The 21,684-nt window shown below is 39.5% G+C and carries 20 protein-coding genes and 1 other RNA gene; 11 read left to right on the forward strand and 10 right to left on the reverse strand.

Features of this window, described 5'->3' with window-relative positions; all coding sequences use genetic code 11:
• Positions 1-11: 11 nt before the first annotated feature.
• Together queF and FZ940_RS05630 are read left to right on the forward strand one after the other, a co-directional pair.
• Positions 12-629, forward strand: coding sequence for a preQ(1) synthase (queF, locus tag FZ940_RS05625; protein ID WP_223155217.1), 618 nt, complete (start codon positions 12-14; stop codon positions 627-629).
• The gene (locus tag FZ940_RS05630; RefSeq protein WP_087586503.1) at positions 629-1,864 is read left to right on the forward strand and encodes an HD domain-containing protein; all 1,236 of its coding nucleotides are present in this window, start codon (positions 629-631) and stop codon (positions 1,862-1,864) included. Before queF ends, FZ940_RS05630 begins: the two co-directional genes overlap by 1 nt.
• On the opposite strand, the gene ffs is transcribed toward FZ940_RS05630, so the two are convergent.
• Positions 1,851-1,948, reverse strand: an RNA gene (gene ffs / locus FZ940_RS05635) — signal recognition particle sRNA small type. The genes FZ940_RS05630 and ffs overlap by 14 nt on opposite strands.
• 112 nt (positions 1,949-2,060) lie before the next feature.
• Here ffs and FZ940_RS05640 point away from each other — a divergent pair.
• Positions 2,061-2,486 carry a hypothetical protein gene (locus tag FZ940_RS05640; protein WP_072595304.1) on the forward strand — a complete coding sequence of 142 codons (426 nt, stop codon included), beginning with the start codon at positions 2,061-2,063 and terminating at the stop codon, positions 2,484-2,486.
• 44 nt (positions 2,487-2,530) lie between these two features.
• On the opposite strand, the gene FZ940_RS05645 is transcribed toward FZ940_RS05640, so the two are convergent.
• The 3 genes from FZ940_RS05645 to FZ940_RS05655 are packed head-to-tail and all read right to left on the reverse strand — an operon-like array spanning position 2,531 to position 6,254.
• The gene (locus tag FZ940_RS05645) at positions 2,531-4,132 is read right to left on the reverse strand and encodes a flagellar hook protein FlgE (protein WP_187422142.1); all 1,602 of its coding nucleotides are present in this window, start codon (positions 4,130-4,132) and stop codon (positions 2,531-2,533) included.
• 5 nt (positions 4,133-4,137) lie between these two features.
• Positions 4,138-4,845 (reverse strand): flagellar basal body rod modification protein, encoded by a 708-nt coding sequence (locus FZ940_RS05650; RefSeq protein WP_021090228.1) that lies wholly within the window; start codon positions 4,843-4,845, stop codon positions 4,138-4,140.
• An 8-nt stretch (positions 4,846-4,853) separates the two neighbouring features.
• Positions 4,854-6,254: a flagellar hook-length control protein FliK gene (locus FZ940_RS05655; RefSeq protein WP_148821880.1), complete on the reverse strand. Its 1,401-nt coding sequence runs from the start codon at positions 6,252-6,254 to the stop codon at positions 4,854-4,856.
• 161 nt (positions 6,255-6,415) lie between these two features.
• Between FZ940_RS05655 and typA the strand changes: the two genes are divergently transcribed.
• The 6 genes from typA (at position 6,416) to FZ940_RS05685 (ending at position 14,207) form a co-directional block, all read left to right on the forward strand.
• Entirely contained in the window at positions 6,416-8,218 is a 1,803-nt protein-coding gene (typA, locus tag FZ940_RS05660) for a translational GTPase TypA (protein WP_072595308.1), read from the forward strand.
• Positions 8,219-8,687: 469 nt separating this feature from the next.
• Positions 8,688-9,128 carry a hypothetical protein gene (locus tag FZ940_RS05665; protein WP_262367604.1) on the forward strand — a complete coding sequence of 147 codons (441 nt, stop codon included), beginning with the start codon at positions 8,688-8,690 and terminating at the stop codon, positions 9,126-9,128.
• Entirely contained in the window at positions 9,125-10,039 is a 915-nt protein-coding gene (proC, locus tag FZ940_RS05670) for a pyrroline-5-carboxylate reductase (protein WP_148799390.1), read from the forward strand. The genes FZ940_RS05665 and proC overlap by 4 nt, the downstream gene beginning before the upstream one ends.
• Positions 10,040-10,059: 20 nt before the next feature.
• Positions 10,060-10,749: a tetratricopeptide repeat protein gene (locus FZ940_RS05675; RefSeq protein WP_148799388.1), complete on the forward strand. Its 690-nt coding sequence runs from the start codon at positions 10,060-10,062 to the stop codon at positions 10,747-10,749.
• A 425-nt stretch (positions 10,750-11,174) separates the two neighbouring features.
• Positions 11,175-11,744 carry a hypothetical protein gene (locus tag FZ940_RS05680; RefSeq protein WP_148821881.1) on the forward strand — a complete coding sequence of 190 codons (570 nt, stop codon included), beginning with the start codon at positions 11,175-11,177 and terminating at the stop codon, positions 11,742-11,744.
• Between the two features lie 21 nt (positions 11,745-11,765).
• Positions 11,766-14,207 carry a molybdopterin-dependent oxidoreductase gene (locus FZ940_RS05685; RefSeq protein ID WP_148821882.1) on the forward strand — a complete coding sequence of 814 codons (2,442 nt, stop codon included), beginning with the start codon at positions 11,766-11,768 and terminating at the stop codon, positions 14,205-14,207.
• A gap of 31 nt (positions 14,208-14,238) precedes the next feature.
• On the opposite strand, the gene FZ940_RS05690 is transcribed toward FZ940_RS05685, so the two are convergent.
• Complete coding sequence (locus FZ940_RS05690; RefSeq protein WP_148822103.1) at positions 14,239-14,544, reverse strand: YolD-like family protein; 306 nt, start codon at positions 14,542-14,544, stop codon at positions 14,239-14,241.
• On the reverse strand, positions 14,537-15,799 hold the full coding sequence (locus FZ940_RS05695) for a Y-family DNA polymerase (RefSeq protein ID WP_148821883.1): 1,263 nt from the start codon (positions 15,797-15,799) through the stop codon (positions 14,537-14,539). Before FZ940_RS05695 ends, FZ940_RS05690 begins: the two co-directional genes overlap by 8 nt.
• Before the next feature lie 377 nt (positions 15,800-16,176).
• Between FZ940_RS05695 and FZ940_RS05700 the strand changes: the two genes are divergently transcribed.
• Positions 16,177-16,692 (forward strand): autotransporter outer membrane beta-barrel domain-containing protein, encoded by a 516-nt coding sequence (locus FZ940_RS05700; RefSeq protein WP_148821884.1) that lies wholly within the window; start codon positions 16,177-16,179, stop codon positions 16,690-16,692.
• A 46-nt stretch (positions 16,693-16,738) separates the two neighbouring features.
• Here FZ940_RS05700 and aroC read toward each other — a convergent pair whose 3' ends face one another.
• From aroC to FZ940_RS05720, 4 genes are read right to left on the reverse strand one after another with little or no spacing between them, the layout of a single operon-like run.
• Positions 16,739-17,806 carry a chorismate synthase gene (gene aroC, locus FZ940_RS05705; protein WP_148821885.1) on the reverse strand — a complete coding sequence of 356 codons (1,068 nt, stop codon included), beginning with the start codon at positions 17,804-17,806 and terminating at the stop codon, positions 16,739-16,741.
• Between the two features lie 8 nt (positions 17,807-17,814).
• On the reverse strand, positions 17,815-18,486 hold the full coding sequence (gene rnc / locus FZ940_RS05710; RefSeq protein ID WP_148821886.1) for a ribonuclease III: 672 nt from the start codon (positions 18,484-18,486) through the stop codon (positions 17,815-17,817).
• A complete protein-coding gene (rnhA, locus tag FZ940_RS05715; protein ID WP_148821887.1) occupies positions 18,483-18,917 on the reverse strand; it encodes a ribonuclease HI in 435 nt (144 codons plus the stop codon). Before rnhA ends, rnc begins: the two co-directional genes overlap by 4 nt.
• Positions 18,895-19,920, reverse strand: a complete 1,026-nt coding sequence (locus tag FZ940_RS05720; protein WP_148821888.1) for a tetratricopeptide repeat protein — start codon at positions 19,918-19,920, stop codon at positions 18,895-18,897. Before FZ940_RS05720 ends, rnhA begins: the two co-directional genes overlap by 23 nt.
• Positions 19,921-19,981: 61 nt before the next feature.
• On the opposite strand from FZ940_RS05720, the gene dnaG reads away from it, so the two are divergent.
• Positions 19,982-21,661 (forward strand): DNA primase, encoded by a 1,680-nt coding sequence (dnaG, locus tag FZ940_RS05725; protein ID WP_148822104.1) that lies wholly within the window; start codon positions 19,982-19,984, stop codon positions 21,659-21,661.
• The last annotated feature ends 23 nt before the right edge of the window (positions 21,662-21,684 follow it).

Consider the following 21,684-nt stretch of genomic DNA (forward strand, 5'->3'; position numbering starts at 1 on the left):
AAGGATAAAAAATGAGCGAAGAGATGAAATATGGCGAGAAAATTTTAAAAGAATTTGACGTAGAGAGTGACCTTGAGGTCTGGGAAAATAAGCAAACAAGGGACTATGTCATAAAGATCACTCTGCCTGAATTTTGCTGCCTTTGCCCTCGCTCTGGTTATCCTGACTTTGCGACGATCTATCTTGAGTACATACCAAATAAGCTAGTTGTTGAGCTAAAAGCGATAAAGCTTTATATAAATAGCTTTATGAACCGCAACATCAGCCACGAAGATAGTATAAATGAAATTTACTCTGTTTTAGAAAAAAAACTTGAGCCTAAATTTATGAAGATAGTTGGTGACTTTAACCCACGTGGAAATGTTCATACAGTTATTGAGATCAGCTCTGATCTAGTCGTAAAAAAGCCAGCTGAGGAGAAAGAATTTACTCCAAGAAGTAGGGAGAGAAGTTTTAGTGATAAGCCACGTGAGAGACGAAGTACAAGTGATCGTGGCAGCAGCAGGGGCAGCAGAGATGATAAATTTAAAAAAGATGACAAACCAAGAAGAAGCTCAAATAAAGAGGGATTTAGAAAGATAAGCTATGCCGATGATAAGAAGCCAAAAGTAGTCAAAAAGGATAAATAATGATAAGTGCTAAGCTTATAGAACATATCTTTAAAGCAGCATCTATATCACGTTGGAACGACTATCCAAAGATGGCAAATTTAGTCGAGCTTGACAAGCAGGCTCATAAATTTATCATCGCTTATTTCATAGCAAAACAAGAACAAGACGCCGATATGAACTATATCATTGAGGCTGGAATTTTTGAGTTTTTAAGCAGGGTCGTAGTCACGGACATACGACCAGATGTCTTTCATCACATACAAAAGACAAAAAAAGAGCAGATAAATAGCTGGGTTTTAAGTAATCTTGATAGCCTTATTTCAGATATTGAAGATGGGGAGTTTTTAGAGAGATTTAAAAGTTATTTTAAAAGTGATAAAAAGCATGAAAAAGAGCGTCTCATTCTAAAAGCAGCCAGCTATCTTGCCACTAGGTGGGAATTTTCTATCGTATATCAAACAAGCCAGTTTTTAAGCGATATAGAAGAGCTTAAAGCTAAAGTCGAAGAGGAGATGGAGGATTATTACGAGCTAATTGGCGTTAGAAAGATCGCTATGAATCAAAAATTAGCCCGCCTTGTTGATTTAAGTGGCAGGCTAAGGTTTCAAAAACGATGGGCACAAACGCCTCGTATCCCTGAAACTGCAGTCTTAGGGCATATGCTAGTAGTTGCGATACTTAGTTATTTTTACTCACTCAAAGCAAAAGCTTGCAAAAAGCGCCTAGAAAATAACTTCTTTTGTGCGCTATTTCACGACCTACCAGAGAGTCTCACAAGGGACATCATAAGCCCTGTAAAGTACGGTGTAAAGGGGCTAAATGAGATCATCAGCGAGTATGAGATGAGGCTTATTGATGAGAGGATTTTGCCATTTGTACCGGAAAAGATCAAAGATGAGTTTAGCTACATCCTTGGCATTAGAAAAGATGGCGAGAAATTTATAAAAGATGAGTTTGAAAATAGGACTTATGAGCGCAAGATCATCTGCCACGAAGGGACGATGGAAAACGTAAATGAGGATAAATTTAACCCAATCGATGGCAAAGCGCTAAAATACTGTGACAAACTCTCAGCCTACATCGAAGCTGGAATTTCTATAAGCTACGGCGTCAAGTCAAAAGAGCTAACTGACGGCTTTAATAATATGTATAAATTTTTTAGCGAAAAACCTAAGATCGATGGAGTGGATTTTTTAGAAATTTGCGATGATTTTAATGAGCATTTTGGTTTAGAAAGACCCCCTCTCAGATAACTGCGGCACACACTTAATACAAGTGCTCTGCTGTGTTCCCACCCTGAAGCGGTGCTCATAAAAAGCATTGCACAGGTCTAAGAAGGAGCTTCGCAATCATACAGAAACTATACTTAAATTTAGTTTTATAGTTACATTTTTAAAAATTTAGCTTTAAAAGTATATAATCAGCCCAAATTTCATAAAAAGTAGAGTAATGTCTGGAAAGTTTAAACTTCGTTTTTTATCAGCTTTTAGAGATTTTTTTATCTATCATCACAAATCTTTAGAGTTTCGTGCCAAAATTTTTGCTGCTATGATCTCTGCTAAATTTGACCCAGACGAAGATGATTTTTTTGTTTTAAATGACATTACAAATGAAATTTATGAAAATGACCAAACCAGAAAAGACTTTTTGATCCAAACTGTTAAAGAGTATGTAGCCAGAGTTAAAAGAAACGATAGAATCACACTTGATGCACTACTTTTAAGCATTGATAAAGACCTAAAAGATCACAAAAGATACGCCAAAAAGATAGATTTTTCTCATCTTCGTCGCTTGATGAGTGGCTGTGAGGAAGAGATTTTAGTTCAGCAAAGAGTTTATGAGTTTTTGATAAACGAAGTCAAACTCTATTCTTAAGATTATCATTCATTTTAAATTTTTAATCATCAACTAGCATAAAATTATTTCTTCATCTGAATAGCAGTCTGAATCATCTCATCACTTGTTGTGATACTTTTTGCACTAGCCTCATAAGCCTTTTGTGTGACTATAACCTCACTTAGCGCTTGACCAAGATCGACATTACTCATTTCAAGTTTATTTGCAAGAATTTGTGAGCCATAAATGGTCTCACCAGCTTTATTTTTATAAAAAAATGCTTCACCTGAATTTGGAGTTGCTTCATAGAGATTATCACCCACTTTTGATACGCCTTGCTCATTTTGGAAGTGATATAGAGCTATTTTTGCAACTATAAATGAGCGAGAATTATCAAAATTTGCCATTATATTTCCACGATCATCGACGCTATATTTTGTGAGATTTCCTTCGGCGTAGCCATCTGCTTTTATGACAAAGTCTTTTTTTGAATTAGCCGAGCTTGTTATGCCATTATAGACATTTGCATCTCCATCGCCAAGAAAATTTAAAGCCACGTTTCCAACGCTTGTTAATGTATTTGTAACAAGCCTACCGCTACCATCAAAAGTAAGTGTTCCCATAGCTGTATTTTGTACAACACCATTAGCATCGGTTATTGTAGCTGTTGCATTCCAAATGGTTTGATCACCACCTTGAGGGATTTGCTTTGTAAAATTTATAGTTACTAAGCTCTTTGTGCCATCGCTGTTATATATCTCTGAACTTAGTTTTTCTTTATTAGCTACTTCAACTAGTGAAGTAACTTCAGCTTTTACATCTAAGCTAGCAAAATTCATAAATTTTAGGCTTTTATTGTTTATATGCCAGCTGCCATCGCTCTCTAGCGTGGTTGAAAACTCACTAAATTTACCATCGCCGTCTTTTACTTTTACCACTACGCTATCGCCTGCTTTTGCACCAAATCTTGTCTGACTTAGCGGAATTTGTCCATTTAGTGAGATAGTTTTGTTTGTATTATCGAGTGTATAGTTAAAATTTGCCGCATCAATGGCTGTTGTTCGCTTATCTGTTATAAGGCTTGAGTCTAGGTTACCTTTTAAATTTATATTTTTTGTTTGCTTGGCTGGCATATATAAAAAATGAGGTAAATTTATACCTTTTTGTGAGCCAGTATCGGCTAGTTTTAGATCTTCTTCTTTTGCAGTAAATGCCTGCGTGGTACCTTTTGTTTGACCATATTTTCTAAGAGCATTAGCACTTGGAGTGACTGGAGTAAAACTTGTTAATGTACCAAGAAGCAAGTTGCCTTTATTATCTACTAAATTTCCAGCTGCGTCTATATCAAAGCTACCTGTTCTTGTATAGTAGTTTCTACCATTTTTGTCAACAACACCAAAAAAGCCTTTACCACCTATGGCTAGGTCGAAGTTATTATCGGTATTTTGAAAACTACCATTTGTCATCTTTAAAGCTGTCGTTTGTTTCGTAGCTCCAAGACCTACTTGATTGTTAGTTGGACCACTTCCAGCAGAAGCCATATGTTGATTGATTAAATTTTTAAACTCAGGGATTGAAGCTTTAAAACCTACGTTGTTGATATTTGAAATATTATTTGCCCAAACATCCATACCAAAGCTTTGTGTTTTAATGCCACTAATTCCGTTGTAAAAACCTCTCATCATGGCTTTTATCCTTCGTAAAATTCAGATATTTTATCCATTGGGACATATTCGCCTGCGATTTTTATCATGGCTTTACCATCTACAAATTTTACTGCTTCAACCGGATAGCTACCTACTTGAGTCTTGTATGAATTACCATCTTTTCCAGTGTAATTAACAGAAACTGTATATGCACCATTTGGTAATTGTTTTCCAGAATCATCTTTGCCATCCCAAGATATTCTGCGAACTCCTGATTTTAGATCTTTTATATCGATTGAACGAACGACCTCTCCATTTGCATTTTTAATTTCAAGCTTACCATTTGCAAGATCTGATTTAAAATAAAGTGCAAAATTTACAGTTTTTTGCTCATCTGTTAGTAAAACTGAGTTTGAACCAGTTGAGACCATTTTGCCAAGAGCTGATATGGCGTAGGCATTTGCATTTGATTTTAACTGATTTACAAGCTCTTTCATAGCTGAGTTTGTATTTTGTTGCATCTCTAGTGAAGCTAGCTGACTAGTTTGCGTAAGCATCTTTTCAGTATCCATAGGACTTGTTGGGTCTTGATACTGAAGCTCTGTTAAAAGTAGCTTCATAAATGCATCTTTATCTAGCTGCGCATTTGGGTTAGTTCCTGTACCGGCTGCTGCATCTTGCTTTGCTTTTGCCTTTTTCTCGGCGTTTTTTTGTTGTGTTGTTTGTGTAGTTATATCTGAAACTGAAGCCATGATCTCTCCTAAATATATCTTGGTATTACTAGCTCAAGCAAGCTTTGTTCCGCTTGAGCGTTTTCGCTCTCATCGCTTTGATTTGAGCTGTATTTATTCTTTGCTTGTTCTTTTTTATCTTGTCTTTGATTTTGATCTGAGAAATTCATCTCAAGCTCGGTAAATCCCATATTTACAAGGCTATTTTTAAACTCGGCTTGATTTTGTAAAAAGAGATTCATCGTAGCCGTGGTTGAGTTAAAATTTACATGCAAATTATTGCCGCGATTTACCATCGTGATCTCAACCTCGCCTAAATTTAGTGGATTAAGCGTGATGTTAAAACGAGTGATCGGAGCTTTGTAATTTTGCACCTGCTCTTTTAGCGTAGAAGAGAAGTTACTAAGCGTCTCTTTTATCTCAGCCTTTGTTTGAAGCTGGTGTTTGGCGCTACTAGCGATATCTTTTACCATTTGATTTAGTTCTGATTTATTATCGCTATTAAATGTCTCTTTGCTCTCTAAATTCTCATTTTTTTGTTGTTCTCTTTCAGGGAAGAGTAGCGACTCAAGAGTTGGAGCTTTTTGTGCCTTTTGCTCGTGTAAATTTACCTTTACTTTAGGCTCTTTTAGCTGCTCGTCAGGCTCAACATCCACTATCTCATCATCAAGCTTTACTTCACTATCTAGCTTTTTAGGCTCTTCTTTTACTAAATTTTTAGTTTCATTAGTTGGATTTGCCACTACCTCTTTTAACAAAGTATCAAGCTTTACGACCTCTTTTGGTTCATTTTTGATGATGGTTTGCTCGACCTCATTTTTTAGCTCTTTTAGATAAAAAGGCTTCTCTTCAGTTTTTATAGGTATGAAAAATTCTTTTTTGCCTAAATTTTTAAACATCTCATTTAGTTTTGCCACTTCTTCGTTTGAAATTTCTATATTTTCAAGGCCAAGGTCAAATTTCTTAGCAAGGTCGATAAGATCGCTAACGCTTTTAACGTTGCTAAGCTCTTCGACGTTTTCAGGCACACTTAAGAAATTTGCTATTTTGTCGCTGAAATTTGGAAATTTACTTACTTTTTCATTGCCATTTAGAATTTCTAAAACTTGCAAAAGCTGCATGAAATTTGCATTTTCATAGAGCTCATTTTTTATATTTTCATCCAAATTTTCTTCAAGTGCGGTTGAAATTTTTGCCACGCTTTCACTTTGAGCTTTTTGCAGTGTCTCTTTTTGAGTGGTAACCGTTTTTACTATCTCTTTGACATCTTTTTCAGTGATTTTTTGGCCGCTATTTGCCTTGCTCGCAGCTGCATCTAAAACCATCGATAAAAATTCGCCATTATTTTGAGATTTTTTAGAAATAGAGGGCTTTTTACCTCCAGCAGGAGCCAGCAAATCTACGTTGTTTTTCGCTGTATAAGCTTGCATTTAAACCTTTCAAATTTTTAAACTTAATGCCAAGCATGCAAAATCTATTCCAAAAATTAATTTCTTGATATCAGCTTAAAATTTATAAAAATTTGGCTATAATCTGCCCCTATTTTAAAACTGACAAACGAAAAATAGCAAACTAATAAACGGAGAAAAATTTGGAAAAGATACGAAATATAGCCGTTATCGCACACGTCGACCACGGTAAAACAACAATGGTTGATGAGCTTTTGAAACAGTCAGGAACATTTAACGAGCATCAAAACCTTGGCGAGCGTGTAATGGATAGTAACGACATCGAAAGAGAGCGTGGCATCACGATTCTTTCTAAAAACACCGCCATTCGTTACAAAGATACAAAGATTAACATCATTGATACCCCAGGCCACGCCGACTTTGGTGGTGAGGTAGAGCGTGTTCTTAAGATGGTTGATGGCGTTTTGCTACTTGTCGATGCGCAAGAGGGTGTTATGCCGCAAACTAAATTCGTCGTCAAAAAAGCACTTTCACTAGGGCTTCGTCCAATCGTCGTCGTAAATAAGATAGACAAACCTGCAGGCGATCCAGACCGCGTTATAAATGAAATTTTTGACCTTTTTGTCGCACTTGACGCAAATGATGAGCAGCTAGAATTTCCAGTCGTTTATGCCGCTGCTAAAAATGGCTACGCAAAGCTAAAACTAAGCGATGAAAACAAAGATATGCAGCCACTTTTTGAGACTATCCTAGCTCACGTACCAGCTCCAAGCGGCAGCGACGAGAACCCACTTCAGCTTCAAGTTTTCACGCTTGATTATGATAACTACGTCGGCAAGATCGGTATTGCAAGAATTTTTAACGGTAAGATATCAAAAAATCAAAATGTCATGCTTGCAAAGGCTGATGGCACAAAGACAACTGGTAGAATTTCAAAGTTAATTGGCTTTATGGGTCTTGAAAGAACCGATATTAACGAGGCTGGCACTGGCGACATCGTAGCGATCGCTGGCTTTGATGCGCTTGATGTTGGCGATAGTGTCGTTGATCCAAATAATCCTCATCCGCTCGATCCTCTCCATATCGAAGAGCCAACACTTAGCGTTGTATTTTCTGTAAATGATGGGCCATTAGCAGGTACTGAGGGCAAACACGTCACATCAAATAAGATCGATGAGCGCCTTGCAAACGAGATGAAGACAAATATCGCGATGAAGTATGAAAACATCGGCGAGGGCAAATTTAAAGTAAGTGGCCGTGGTGAGCTTCAGATTACTATTTTGGCTGAAAATATGCGCCGCGAGGGTTATGAGTTTTTACTTGGCAGACCTGAGGTCATCGTAAAAGAGATAAACGGCGTAAAATGCGAGCCATATGAGCTTTTGGTAATCGATGCACCTGATGATACGACAGGCACAGTCATAGAAAAACTAGGCAAAAGAAAGGCTGAAATGGTCTCTATGAACCCAACAGGCGATGGCCAAACAAGGATCGAGTTTGAGATTCCAGCGCGCGGACTTATCGGCTTTAGAAGTCAGTTTTTAACTGACACAAAGGGCGAGGGCGTTATGAACCACAGCTTTTTGGAGTTTAGACCACTTAGCGGTACCGTCGAGCATAGAACAAATGGTGCTTTAGTTTCGATGGAAAACGGCGTAACGCTTGCTTATTCGCTATTTAACTTACAAGATCGTGGTGTGCTTTTCCTTGATCCGCAAGCAAAAGTCTATGTGGGCATGATCATCGGCGAGCACAGCCGTCCAAACGACCTTGACGTAAATCCTATCAAGGGTAAAAACCTAACAAACGTGCGTGCTAGCGGTAGCGACGATGCGATCAAGCTTGTGCCACCTAGAAAGCTAAGCCTTGAGCGCGCGCTAGAGTGGATAGAAGATGACGAGTTAGTCGAGGTTACACCTATAAATATCCGCGTTCGCAAGCGCTATTTAGACCCAACAGAGCGCAAAAGAAAAGCAAAACTCTAATCAAAATTTGTCATCTAGCCCCTTTGTAAAGGGGCTAATAATTAAACTCTAAAAACAGCAAATAAATTTATATAAATTTCTCATACTTTTTTTGCATTATTTATTTAAGTTGGCTTTGTTCAAGACGAAATAGAGCCATTCTCTCTCATTTAAAATTTATCAATCTTAAAACTATTTATGCTTTAAAATACCATACTCACTTTTCTATTTTTGCTTTTAATGTAATCAATACAAAAATGTTTAGTTTATGCTAGAATCGGTGAAAATTTAAAGGAAACCGATGAAAAAACTAAAATTTATCTTTGCTTTTGCCGCGGCGTTTGTTTTTAGCGGTTGCTACGAGACGATGCTGCTTACGCGCGTACCGATCTCGGCGCTTGCTTCGGATAAAGGCGCGGACGTGAAATCCACGATCGTGCTAACGGGTATAACGCCGCAGACGCACGAAACGAAGACGGTAACGGACAACGTGCGGGTTTTTGTCCCCGACGCTAAATTTAAGGACTTCCCGACGGGAGAAACCGCCTACGAGATGAGCGTGAGCGCCGGTAAGGGCGAAAAAGGCGGCAAAAACTCGGATAAGCGCGCCGTGCGGATATATCTAAGCCCAGACGGCGACGTCTACGGCAAGCTTAGCAAAAATATGCTCGAGCAGTACGCGGGCGCGGCAAAACAGGGCGAAGCGCCGACGCTAAAAGCGGCGATCAAATTTGAAAACGACACGAAGGACGTCTATGAGCTGGTCGTGGGCAACGACTTTAAGGCTAGCGATGAGGCGCAAACGGGCGGCGTTTATACCTTGATGCCTGGGCAGGTTACGGGGGCTATCTGGGCGGATAGCGCGGCGGTACGTGACGCGGTCGCGGGCAAAGCGGTTAAAATCGGCACTCTAAAAAAGACGGCGAAATGAAAAACGTAAAAATAGGCTTCATTGGCGGCGGAAATATGGGCGGCGCGATGATAGAGGCGCTTTGGCGCGCGCAATCTGACGAAGCGGACGCGGGGCGAAGCTCGGCCGAGGGCGAGCGAAAATCCAGCGGCGGCAGCGAGACGCAAAGGGCGGAAAATTTAGTGCAAACTGGCAAAAACGTAAGCCAGCGCGAATGCGAAAAAAAGACGAAATTTGAAATCCTAGCCTATGCTAGAAGCAAAAACGAGGCTTTGCGGCAGAGATTCGGCGTAAAAATAGCCGCGAGCGAAACGGATCTAGCGCGCGAAGCGGACGCGGTCGTGCTGGCTACTAAGCCCGCTAGCTACGAGGCTATCTTGCGCCTGATCGCGCCCGATCTTGCGGGCAAAATTTTGCTTCTTTTGGCGCCGGGTTTTGACATAAAACGCGCTAGGCAAATCGTAGGCGAGGGCGTTTATATCGCTCGTGCGATGCCAAATATCGCCGCTTGCATTGGCGCATCGGCCATGGCTCTTTGCTTTGACGCTGGATTTAGCGAGGCTAAGAAAGAGACCGTGCGCGAGATAATCGCTAAAATCGGTAAAATTTACGAGATAGACGAGGCTGGGTTTGCCGCATTTACGGGCATCGCGGGAAGCCTGCCCGCGTATGTTTGCGCCTTTATCGAGGCTGCGGCCGATGCGGGCGTGCGGGGCGGACTGCCTAGGCGGCTTTGCTACGACGCCGTCTGTGCGGCCGTGGAAGGGACGGCGCGCCTGATCCAAAGCGGCAAGCACCCGGCCGCGCTAAAAGACGAGGTCTGCTCGCCGGCGGGAACCACGATTGAGGGACTTGCCGCGCTTGAAAAAGGCGGATTTCGCGGCGCTTTGATGCAGGCCGTCGCCGCTTGCATCGCCAAAGCGCGGGGTTAGGCAAATTTTTAAGGATAAAAATGAAAAATTTATTATTTGCGCTATTTGCGGCGTTAAATTTATTCGCTAGCGAGCCTGGCCTTTCGCCATTGCTAGCCGCAGATACGCTAGAAAAGCTCAAAAAATGCAAAAACCCCGATCTAAACGCTACCAAAGAGTGCGTGCAAGCGGGCATAGTAGCGGCTAACTTAAAGCAAGACTACGGCGCGGCGGAGGGGCTATTTAGCCTAGCTTGCGCCAAAGGAGACGGCGAGGGCTGCTTTTATCTAGGCGAACTTTATAAAAATAATCTAGTAAAAGCCGCAGACAAGAGCGAGCGCGAGACTAAGATTAGCGCGTATTACAAGGCTAGCTGCGTCCTTTACGAGTATTTGCCGGGTTGCTTGGCGCTAGCAAATTTTATGCAAGAAGAGCTGAGCGACGAGGTGCAGTCGTTTGCGATAAACAATACCCTATGCAACAAAAAATACGCTCCCGGATGCTACAACGTGGGTTGGATGATAGAGCGAACGGGAGGCGATATTGGCGAGATGATGGAGTATTACGAGCGCTCGTGTAAGCTAGGCTACGTAGGCGGCTGCGCGAGAGCGGCGTGGCTGTATGAGGGAAATTTCAACGAAAACAGATACGAGCAAGTAAAAAAAGACGCGAAAAAGGCAAAGCAAATGCGAAAAAAGGCGTGCGAGCTAGGCGATAAGCAAAGCTGTTAAATTGACAATAAGGCGTTTTGACAAAAATTTTAAAACGATAAAACTCTAGAAAGTCTTAGCATAGCCAGCAATGTAGAGTAGTAACTTTTAGCATATTTTTGAATTCTGCAAGAAGTTTGCTAGTTTAAGTTTTTAAGTTTATAAAAACTTTGCCATACTTTTTATAGTAGCTAGTGAAGTAAAGTTAAATTTTTACTTCACTAGATCCATAATTAAAATTTTTACAGAGCTTGTAAGCTAGAAAAATTTTACTTATACCTTCAGCAATTAAGCCATCCAATAAAACTCATTGATAAATTTTCTGCCAAATCTTATTTTTAATAAAAATGAATATTAACTTTCTTAAATAAAGCTAAATACAACAATGTAATTTTAAGCCATTAGGTTATAAGATTTTTTTAAATTTTATTTTTAAGGATTGCAACATGAAAATGCTATTTTTAGCCCCTGTCTTAGCATGTAGTCTTGCTTTTAGTGCCGATGTCATCGCAAAAGATGCCAATATAACGCTAGATGGCAAGATGATAGGAAAGATCGAGGTTTTAACACCAGTTGAAGTCGTCGAAAAAGGTGATAAAACGAGTAAGATCAAGGTTAATGGCGTAGTTTCGGCAAACTACTTGGCTCAGCTTCAAAGAAGCATAGAAGATCCGGAAGTTTTTATTGCTTTTAATGATGAAAGTGGGATAAATTTTAAAAAAGTAAAAGATATTGAAGATGAGTATGGCGAAATATGGTACCAAGCAGAGGGTGTTTACGAAGTGCCAAATGACGCACTTGGTGGCGATACAAAAAAGCTTTACGTAAAAGCACAACAAATTTACGAAGAGACGTGTTCCGCATGTCATAGACTTCATGAGCCAAATAGCTTTACAGCGGCTCAGTGGCCAGCAAATTTAGCTGGAATGGTCGATGCAAAATTTGTAGCACTAGACGAAACTGACCTAAATTTAGTGCTCAAATACTTACAACACAATGCCAAAAAAGTAAAATAAATTTTTCATAAGGGAGAAAATATGAAAAGACGAGATTTTATAAAATTTTCTGCACTTGCTGCCACAGCAGCGCAGGCAAACAAGATAGAGGGCGTGACTAAGACCATTTTTGACCAAAACAAAACCTTTGGCGCAAATAGATTTGGGCTATTTTGGGCAAATACCAACTCAAATCAAATCGTCTCTGTTGATCCATTTGAGGGCGATAAATTCCCAAATACCATGAATAATAGCTTGCCAGACCTCATCCAAAACGAAAGCCGCGTGCTCTATCCATACGTAAGAAAGAGCTACTTAAAGGCAAAAGGCGCAACAAAAAGTGAGCTTCGTGGCAAGGAAGAATTTGTGCGTGTTAGCTGGGATACAGCACTTGATTTAGCTGCAAAAGCCTTAAAAGAAAATTTTGACAAATATGGCCCTGAGAGCATCTACGGCGAATGCTACTGGTGGGGTGGCAGCGGTAAGATCAGCTGGGGTAGGACCGTTGGTCACAGGATGCTAAAAGTGCTTGGCGGATACGTCGAAGAGAGCGGCGACTACTCAACTGGAGCTGGTCTTGTCATCATGCCTCACGTCCTTGGAAATAGTGCGGTTTATGACGCTCCTACAAAATGGGAAGCTATGGTTAAAAATGCTAAGAACATTGTATTTTGGGGTACTGACCCGCTTGTAACTGGTCAAATTTCATGGCAGCCACCAACACATGATGGTTATCTTGGCATTAAAAAGATAAAAGATGCTGGCATTAAAACCTATAGCGTTTGCGTCTTTAAAAATGACACCACAAGATACCTTGACTCCGAAACTATCATCGTTCGTCCAAACACTGACGTAGCAATGATGCTTGGTATGTGTCACTATCTTTATGAAAACAAACTCTATGACGAGGAATTTATCAAAAAATACACAGTTGGTTTTAATAAATTTAAAGACTATCTGCTTGGCACCACCGACAAAGTAGTAAAAGACGTAAACTGGGCTAGTAAAATTTGTGGTGTAAAAGCTGAAGATATCGCTAAATTTGCTACCGTACTTGCAAAAGAGCCAAGCACTATTATCGCTGGCAGATCTCTTCAAAGACAAGATCACGGCGAGATGGGCTTTTGGGGTATCGTAACACTTAGTGCGATGCTTGGCCACATCGGTAAAGAGGGTCTTGGATTTGAGTTTAACCTCTACTACGGAAACGGCAGCACCGACAAGATAGCACCTGCTCTAAAAGGTATCAGTACTAGGATAAGCGAGAAATATGAAAATGTAGATGGTGCTCCGTGGAAGAAATTTAAAAACGTAACCATCCCATCTTCAAGATCAATCGAAGCTTTGCAAAATCCTGGCAAAGAGATAGATTATGATGGCTCAAAGATTAAGCTACCGCACATGAGAGTGGCTTACATGGCGTCTGGATCGATGTTTACAAGGCATCAGGACGTAAATAACGCCGTAAAAGCGTGGCGTAAATTTGATACTGTTATCACAGCTGAGCCATACTGGACAAGCACAGCTAAACTAAGCGACATAGTCTTACCAGTGGCGCTTGAAGTAGAGAGAAATGACATCAACCAAAGTGTCCCATCAAGCGAATACATCGTGGCATACAAACCAGTAGTTGAGCCAATGGGAGAAAGCAGAAGCGACTATTGGATATGCTCACAAATTTGCAAACGCTGGGGCAGAGAAGAGGTCTTTACTGAGGGTAAAGATGAGCTTGGCTGGGCAAAAGAATTTTACGCAGATGCGGTGGAACAAGCCAAAGCACTAGATCTTAAAATGCCAAGCTTTGATGAGTTTTGGAAAGAGGGCTATGTAAAATTTGACAAAGACAATGAAGAGACAAAATACTACACAAGACTTAGTGCATTTAGAGAAAATCCACACAAAAATCGTCTTGGCACACCATCTGGCAAGATAGAAATTTACTCTCCAACTATTGCTAAATTTGGCTACAAAGACTTTGCTCCACACTTTGCTTGGATCGAGCCGTTTGAGTGGCTTGGTAGTGAAAAAGCTAAGAAATATCCATTTAGCATCACAACCCCACACTCAAGATATCGCCTCCACTCTCAGCTAAATAACTCAATAATCAGAAACTACGCTGAAGTGAGCGCAAGAGAGCCGATGCTAATAAATACAAACGACGCTAAGAAAAAAGGCATCGCAACTGGTGATGTAGTGAGAGTCTTTAACGATAGAGGTGAAATTTTAGTAGGAGCGCTTGTCACTGACATCATCCCAGAGCGTGTCATCGCTATTTGTGAAGGTGCATGGTACGACCCTGAAGTGCTTGGCGAAAGAAGCCTTTGCAAACATGGCTGCATAAATATCCTAACACGCGACAAAGGCACATCTAGTATCGCTCAAAGTAACTGCGGACATACGATACTAGCGGATCTTGAAAAATATAAAGGCGAGATCAAACCAATAACTGCGTTTTCTAAACCAAAAATTTTACAATCTTTGTAGAATTTATATAAATTTAGCCCTCGTTTGGGGGCTAAATTATTTTTATGTCATTTATATCTTCAAATTTGATCCTAGTTTTTACAACCATAAGAGTTTTATTTTTGAAATTTACGTCAGAGATTAGTCCACTAGCACTTGTATAGGTGTAGCCGTCATGATAGCTCACATATACTTCATCAGCCGGTCTTAGCTCGCTTATCTTTTTTAAAATTTCATCGACTTTGCTCTCATCAAGCTCTAGTTTTTCGCATTTTTCTCGCTCTTTTTGTCGCAAGGCTCGCTCTAAGGTTGATAGGGGATTAAACGAGCTAAAAATTTTTGCTCTATCTTTACTCACCACTTTTGTGCCCTCCGATCTTTTTATTTCTATCTTGCCCAGTAGCTTCTGGTAGTAGATCGATCGCTCTTAACACCGAGTTCTTACCAAATTTTTCTTTTATGAGATTTAGGGATTTTAAAACTGCCTTTTCTTTAGTATCATCCTCAAAAAGACTAGAGTGAGCTAGACTCTCTTTTACTACGTCGTTTGCACTGATGCTAATTTGCCTAATCAGCCCAACATTTTTTATCTTGTTTAAAAGCAGCTCTTCGGCTGAGCTCATCAGCACGCTTGAGACATTTGTTGGTGTCTTAAACCGAATGCTTGCACGCTGGTGTGGCTCAAGCTTATCGGCAAATTTTATATTTATCGTTATTCCGCTCGCCATTACTTCTTTGTTGATCATCCTAAGCGCTAGCCTATCAGCCATCTCTTTTAGTACGACTACCGCCTCGCAACGTTCGTAGTCTCTTGGTAAAATTTCAGAGCTAAAGTAGGATTTTGTGCTTGGTTTATATGCTTTTATGTCAGCTATTGTCGTTGGCTCTATGCCATTTGCGTGATCTATCGTTATATAGGCATCAACTCCAAAAAATTTCTCAAGTAAGCTTCGCGGAGCATTTGATATATCTTTCATACAAAAAATTCCATGTTTTTCCAGCTTTAGCCTAGTTTGCTTACCGATACGCCAAAAGTCATCTAGCGGTTGATGCGTCCAAAGACGTTCTTTGTAAAGCTGCTCGTCTAAAAATGCAATCCCATCATCACTGTGCTTAGCCAGGATATCAAGGGCGATTTTTGCGAGGTATAAATTTGTACCCATGCCACAGGTGGCCGTCACGCCAGTAGTTTTTAAAATTTCATCCATTATCTTTTTGGCTATGGATTTTGCATCGGTATTATAAAATTTAACATAAGAAGTAAGATCGATAAAGGCCTCATCGATAGAATAGACATAGATATCATCTTTTGAGACGTATTTTAGATATATCTCATAAATTTTAGCAGCATAGTCGATGTAAAACTGCATTCTAGGCGGTGCGATGATAAATTTTATAGCCTTTGGTATCTCAAAAAGCCTGCATCTATTTTTCACACCTTTTGCTCTAAGAGCTGGGCTAACGGCTAGGCAAACACTTCCGTTGCCACGACTATCGTCAGCCACGACTAGATCGGCTTTAAACGGATCAAGCCCTCGCTCCACACACTCAACTGAGGCGTAAAATGACTTTAGATCAATGACGGCATAAAATTTTTGTGCTTCGTTTTTCATGTAGTGATTATAGATGAAAATTAGTAAAAGTTCGTTTTTGAAAAATTGATCTTAAGGCTAAAATTTCTAATAAAAATTTTTTAGAAACAAAATAAGTAAAATGGATAAATTTTACTAGCGGAGTTAGGGTAAATGCAATGCATAAAGAAGTTAATATAACTAACTGGACCTTCTATTGAAAAAAGTAGACAATCAGGTGTTTATATTGGTTTAACAGATAGAAGTGATGTAAATTCTAGCAAAGTAAAAATAAAAATGGCGAGTCTATGCTCGGAGCTTTTGCTATACCAACATTTGATAACAGCGATGAAGATGTCAAAATAGATGGTAGAGTTAGAAACTATGGACTTGGTATTTTTTAAGGCTAAATTTTTCACGTGATTTTTATATCGATCTCATGGCAAAAAGCTGGTAGGAGTCAAACTAAGGTTGATGCAAAAGATGTAGATTATAAAATCTCGATGCCATACTACAATGCTAGCTTTGGTGTCGGCAAAAAGATAAAATTTGATAGCTTTATACTTGATGGTGGGCTAAACTACGCACTCTCTTATGTCGGTAGCGATGAGGCAGATATCGGACAAAGCACATTAAAATTTAGCAGCGTTACATCAAGTAGAGCTAAAATTTACTCAAAAATAGCCTATGATGCTGGTAAATTTAATCCTTATGGAAAAATTAGCACTGAGTATAAATTTAATACAAAATCAAAAATAGCAGTGATCCAAGAAGACGAGGAGATCAGCCTAACTCAAAAAGGAACAAGCTCGGAGGTTAAGGTCGGTCTAAGATATACGCCAACTTATTCAACACTCATAAATTTTGGCATAGCACAATCTTTTGGTAAAAAAGATCAAAGCAGCGCAAAACTTCAGTTTGCTTATAGATTCTAAAAATTTAGTGGCTTTTAGGCCACTAAATTTACTTATTTTTATAGATTTAGCCGTAAATTTTCTTTAAATTTTCAAGCTTTGTACTAGCATTTAGTAGTAACATATCGGCGATAACTAGCCTTATCATCGCAGTTGCAACAACGCTTCCACGTATGCCTATGCATGGATCATGCCTACCTCTTAGCTCAAAATCTACCACTTCGCCAGCTAAATTTAGTGTCTTTTGTTCTTTAAATATCGAAGGCGTAGGCTTAAAATGGCTCTTTAACACGATCTCTGCGCCGCTACTTATACCGCCAAGTATGCCACCAGCGTTGTTGCTCAAAAAGCCAAGCTCGTCCATCTCGTCGTTGTTTGCTGAGCCCATCATAGAGCTTACATTTACGCCAGCACCTATCTCAACGGCTTTTACACCATTTATGCCCATTAAAGCCGCTGCTAGAGCACTATCAAGCTTATCATAAAGTGGCTCACCAAGACCAGCTGGCACGCCTTTAGCCACGCTTAAAACCACAGCTCCTACGCTATCGTGCTCGCTTCTAGCTTTATTTATCACTTCTTTCATCGCTTCTTCATTGCCAAGAGCGTAAATTTGAGAATTTTTAGCAAAGTTAAAGTCTATTTTGTCGCTAAAAACTTTGCCGATGCCAAGTACTCCACTTAAAATTTCTATATTAAACTCATTTAAAAGTAGCTGCGCAAAAGCCCCACCAGCTACTCTAACGGCCGTTTCTCTTGCGCTTGAGCGTCCGCCACCTCTGTGATCTCTAAAACCATATTTTTTAAAATATGTAAGATCAGCATGCCCAGGGCGGAAAATCTCACGTAAATTTTCATAGTCATTTGACTTTTGGTTGTTGTTAAAAATGGCAAAACCTATCGGCGCTCCAGTGCTCATGCCATCAAAGACGCCGCTAAAAATTTCTATCTTATCGGCCTCATCTCTTGCCGTTGTGAAGCTACTTTGTCCAGGGCGACGTCTGTCAAGCTCACTTTGGATGAAGTCTGCATCGATCTTTAGCCCAGCTGGCAGGCCATCTATCACGCCGCCTATCGCCACCCCATGGCTCTCGCCAAAGCTAGTTAAGGTTAGTTTTTTGCCAAATGTATTCAAAATTTATCCTATTTTTTGATTTTTTCTAGCGCTATCTTTGCAGCAAGCTGCTGGGCTTGCTTTTTGGAGCTTCCAACAGCTCGTGAAATTTCCTTGCCATTTAGTAGCAGGGCTATCTCAAATTCTTTCTTGTGATCAGGGCCAAATGAGCCTATGAGCTCGTATGTTGGTATGACACCAAGGGTTGCTTGAGTGACCTCTTGAAGGGCCGTTTTGTAGTCCTTTTCAAGGTGCGCAAAGTCGATCTGTGGATAGCAAAGTTCAAGCAAAGCGATCGAAATTTCTCGCACCTTATCAAGTCCGGCCTCAAGGTAGATAGCGCCCATCACTGCTTCAAATGCATCACTTAAAATGCTATCTTTCTCGCGTCCGCCATTATTCTCTTCAGCCGTGCTTAGCCTTAAAAATTTACCCATTTTTAGATGCCTTGCCATATTTGCAAAGCTTTTTTCATTTACAAGTGCGGCTCTTAGCTTGCTCATGTCGCCCTCTGCGATCTTGCTAAATTTCTTAAAAAGATACTCAGCTACAAGCAGATCCATCACCGCATCGCCCAAAAACTCGAGCCTTTCGTTATTTAACGCCTGCTTGGTGCTCTTGTGTGTTAGCGCCTCTTCTAAAAGTTCAGTTTTTTTAAATTTATAGCCAAGACTCTTTTCAAATTCTTCTAAAATTTTCATCTTTCGCTCTCATCTTTTATCTTTTGTGCCTCGTCCCTTGCCATCTGGTCGCACTCTTCATTTTCGGGGTGTCCAGCGTGCCCTTTGACCCAGCTTGCTATGACCTTATGGGGCTTTGAAATTTTCAAATACTCCTGCCAAAGCTCTACATTTTTTACATTTTTAAAATTTCTCTTTTGCCAGTTAGAAAGCCACTCATTTATGCTATTTATCACGTATGAGCTATCGGTAAATAGTCTCACTTCACAAGGCTCTTTTAGAGCTTTTAGTCCCATTATCGCAGCTTTTAACTCCATTTGGTTATTTGTCGTATATGCCTCTCCGCCGCTTGCTTTTTTCTGCGCTTTGTTAAATCTCAATATATACGCCCAGCCACCAGCTCCAGGGTTTCCAAGGCACGAGCCGTCGCTAAAAAGTGTTACTATCTTCACTTGGTTTTTCTGTGATGTGGGATAAAATTTTGACACTTCCTAGCTCGTGACAGACCGGACAGCGGTAAAAATGCATAGGAAATGAGTTTTTGCAGTTTTTGCAAACGTAGTTAAAGCTTAGCCCAGCCGCGTCAAATTTAGCGTCTTTTAGTTTTTTGATGACGTTTAGCTCAAAGCCATAAATTTCACATGGCTCATCTATATCGCCCTTTGCATAAAAGAGTGATTTGTACTTTGGATCGTTTAAATTTATAGGCGTTTTTAGGTTGTAAAGCAGATCGATCACATCTTCAAAACGAGCAAAATCTTTTAAATTTTCTAAATTTTCATTGTGTCTTATGAAAAGGGCTAAGATCATGCGTTTTAAAAGCTCAAAATTTTGGCTAAGGTGGGAGAGAATTTCTACCTTTTCACTAAAGCTTAAATTTCTATCATCAAGCGCGCTGATCGCCTTTATATAGGCCTTTTGATCTTTTACATTTACACCAAGCTCTTCAAGAGAATTTAGCGCATAAAGAGCTTCTTTGTAGTTTTTAAGTTTTTCATCTATCATCGTTAAAAAGCGAAGTGCAAGCACATTTCTTGGACTTAACTCAAGCACTTTTTCAAAGACTTCGCTAGCTTTTTTCAAAAATCCAGCCTTAAAATAGACCTCTCCAAGCTCGTTTAGGATAAATTCTTTTTCATTTTTATCTCTAACTTTGCCAAGTGCGATGAGATAAACACTAATTGATTTTTCAAAATCACCATTTTTAGCAAAAGTTTGCCCTAGCATGCAAAGGCTTTGAGCGTCTATCTCTGGGCTTTGTAGCATCTGTTTATGCTCGCTACTTATGCCATCTTTGCTATCAAATTTTCTTATAAATTTTTCAATGCGTTTTTTCTCATCTTTGCTTGAAAAGATACCCCAAGCATAGCTTAATGCGGCTATCATCAAAATAATGCTAAATAAAATAATAAGGCTAAATATCGGATCTCTGTGCCCAATGAAAAAAATATCCACGCTCATACTTTATAATAAAATTTTACTTTAATTATAACAAAGCGGTTGTATAATTTTGCTTATGATAGATCCAAAATCCATAGAAAAACTCAAAAATCAAATCGATATCGTTGACATTATAGAGCACTATTTGCCAGTTAAAAAAATGGGTGCAAACTATAAATGCGTCTGCCCATTTCACGATGATAGAAATCCTAGTATGAGCATAAGCCAAAGTAAGCAAATTTTTCACTGTTTTGCTTGCAAGGCCGGCGGAGATGCGATCAAATTTGTAATGGATTATGAGAAATTAACCTATCCAGAAGCTATCGAAAGAATAGCTAGCCTTGTAAATTTTAGCCTCGAATACACAAGCGACAAAGCCCCAATACAAAAAGGAAATAAGCACATTTTAGAAAAGGTAAATGCCTTTTATAGGAGCGAATTTTTCAAGCACGAAGCCGCTGTGAGATATATCTATTCTCGTGGTATAAATGACGCGATGATCGAGAAATTTGAGCTTGGCTGGGCAGGGGAGAGCGCTAGTACCATTAGACTTTTGCAAAATGAAAATATCGAGCCAAAAGAGGCGCTTGAAGTTGGAATCGTAAAGCAAAACGAGAAGGGAATTTATGCTAGTTTTATCGAGCGTATCACATTTCCCATATATGCGCACACGGCAAAACTAGTTGGCTTTGGCGGTAGAACAATCTCAGATCATCCTGCAAAATATGTAAATTCTCCACAAAGCATAGTTTTTGACAAATCAAAGCTACTTTACGGCTATCATTTAGCTAGACAAAGCATTTTTGAAAAAAAGCAGATTATCATCACAGAGGGATATTTAGATGTTATCATGCTGCACTTTGCTGGCTTTACAAACGCCGTTGCCGTGCTTGGGACTGCGCTTACGACTAATCACTTGCCACTTTTAAAAAGAGGTGAGATAAGCGTAATACTTTGTTTTGATGGTGACTCGGCTGGTATAAATGCCGCTATAAAATCATCTCGTCTTTTAGTGCAAAACGAAATAGATGGAAGCGTTGTAATCATAAAAGATGGTGCAGACCCTGCGGATATGGTCTTTGCAGGTAGAAGCAACGAGCTAAAAGAGATGTTTGGCTCAGGGACTGAGCTTGGCGAGTTTTATATTGAGCAAGTTGTAAAAAAATATGATATTACGCGCCCAGTGCAAAAGCAAAAATGTTTAGAAGAGATAGTGGAATTTACGAATTCTCTAAAGCCAATAATCGCAAAAAGTTATGAGTCGTTAGTCGCAAATTTGCTCAAAATAGAGCTAAATACTTTTAGCCTTCACGGACAAAGATATATAAACAGACAAGATCAAAATTTTGCAAATGCTGCAACGACAAATAAACAAACGGCTCAAAAAAAAGATAAAACTGATATTTTGGAATTTAGTGTTTTAAAGAGTATGCTTGCAAATAAAAATTACGAAGCTATCGTTTTAAACGAGCTTGAGGAGAAATTTTTCTTGCATCATAAAGATTATTTTCAGGCTGTTTTATTGCCAAATATTGAAGATAACGCGGTGCTTGTTAGAGAAATTTATGTTGATGAAAGCTCAAACGTAGCTTCGAGCGAAGATAGCCTTAAAGAGGCCATTTTAAAGCTAAAACTAAAATACTATGAGAAGTTTCGTGAAGATACCAGAAAATCACAAAAGCCAAATAAAATCGAAATAATGCAAAAAATTTCAGAGATTATTAAAGGCTTACACAACAAGCTACAAAAAAATTAGATTTCAAAATTTAACACTTATTC

Origin of the sequence: Campylobacter concisus, from assembly GCF_902460415.1 — a bacterium.
In the GTDB taxonomy this organism is placed as follows: domain Bacteria; phylum Campylobacterota; class Campylobacteria; order Campylobacterales; family Campylobacteraceae; genus Campylobacter_A; species Campylobacter_A concisus_Y.

What these genes read in the sequence shown, in the direction of transcription:
- queF (WP_223155217.1), top strand. Translation starts at nt 12, where the DNA reads ATGAGCGAAGAGATGAAATATGGCGAGAAAATTTTAAAAGAATTTGAC.
- FZ940_RS05630 (WP_087586503.1), top strand. Translation starts at nt 629, where the DNA reads ATGATAAGTGCTAAGCTTATAGAACATATCTTTAAAGCAGCATCTATA.
- FZ940_RS05640 (WP_072595304.1), top strand. Translation starts at nt 2,061, where the DNA reads ATGTCTGGAAAGTTTAAACTTCGTTTTTTATCAGCTTTTAGAGATTTT.
- FZ940_RS05645 (WP_187422142.1), bottom strand. Translation starts at nt 4,132, where the DNA reads ATGATGAGAGGTTTTTACAACGGAATTAGTGGCATTAAAACACAAAGC.
- FZ940_RS05650 (WP_021090228.1), bottom strand. Translation starts at nt 4,845, where the DNA reads ATGGCTTCAGTTTCAGATATAACTACACAAACAACACAACAAAAAAAC.
- FZ940_RS05655 (WP_148821880.1), bottom strand. Translation starts at nt 6,254, where the DNA reads ATGCAAGCTTATACAGCGAAAAACAACGTAGATTTGCTGGCTCCTGCT.
- proC (WP_148799390.1), top strand. Translation starts at nt 9,125, where the DNA reads ATGAAAAACGTAAAAATAGGCTTCATTGGCGGCGGAAATATGGGCGGC.
- FZ940_RS05675 (WP_148799388.1), top strand. Translation starts at nt 10,060, where the DNA reads ATGAAAAATTTATTATTTGCGCTATTTGCGGCGTTAAATTTATTCGCT.
- FZ940_RS05680 (WP_148821881.1), top strand. Translation starts at nt 11,175, where the DNA reads ATGAAAATGCTATTTTTAGCCCCTGTCTTAGCATGTAGTCTTGCTTTT.
- FZ940_RS05685 (WP_148821882.1), top strand. Translation starts at nt 11,766, where the DNA reads ATGAAAAGACGAGATTTTATAAAATTTTCTGCACTTGCTGCCACAGCA.
- FZ940_RS05695 (WP_148821883.1), bottom strand. Translation starts at nt 15,799, where the DNA reads ATGAAAAACGAAGCACAAAAATTTTATGCCGTCATTGATCTAAAGTCA.
- rnc (WP_148821886.1), bottom strand. Translation starts at nt 18,486, where the DNA reads ATGAAAATTTTAGAAGAATTTGAAAAGAGTCTTGGCTATAAATTTAAA.
- dnaG (WP_148822104.1), top strand. Translation starts at nt 19,982, where the DNA reads ATGATAGATCCAAAATCCATAGAAAAACTCAAAAATCAAATCGATATC.